Origin of the sequence: Rossellomorea aquimaris, assembly GCF_001877785.1 — a bacterium.
Classification (GTDB): Bacteria; Bacillota; Bacilli; order Bacillales; family Bacillaceae_B; genus Rossellomorea; species Rossellomorea aquimaris_A.
The window spans coordinates 1-393 of the sequence record NZ_MINN01000039.1 but is presented as its reverse complement, the minus strand read 5'-3'; the positions used below and the strand labels follow the sequence as shown (position 1 = coordinate 393).

The window sequence follows — 393 nt, the reverse complement described above, 5'->3', positions numbered from 1 at the left end:
TCATAGTAGACATCGGTCGTGTATCTGTTTTTATGGACGCGGACCTTCACTTCCATAATTGGAAAATCCTTTTCGCCCAGGTCGTCGATCCGAACGGAGTGTGCTTTGATATCTCTTCTTTTCATTTCTTTTAAAATCTCTGTCATTTTGTCTTTATCAGAAAGTGACATTCTGATGCGGATGTCTTTTTCCTGCAGGCGGTCGGGGCCGATTTTTCTGACCACCCATGGGAGAAATTCCACGCTGATCAGGATGAACAGAAGACTGGCAAACGCTTCTTTATAAAAACCGGCTCCCGTAGCAAGCAAAAAAAAAAAACACATACTTCAGCTTGAAACAAAAAGAAACCATACCAACGACCCAATCAGCCCAATACGCACACAATACTACACA

At 42.7% G+C, this 393-nt stretch carries 1 pseudogene; it reads right to left on the bottom strand.

Annotated features, from left to right (window positions below):
- A pseudogene (locus BHE18_RS01535) lies at positions 1–305 on the bottom strand (MgtC/SapB family protein); the annotation flags it as partial.
- Between the last annotated feature and the right edge of the window lie 88 nt (positions 306–393).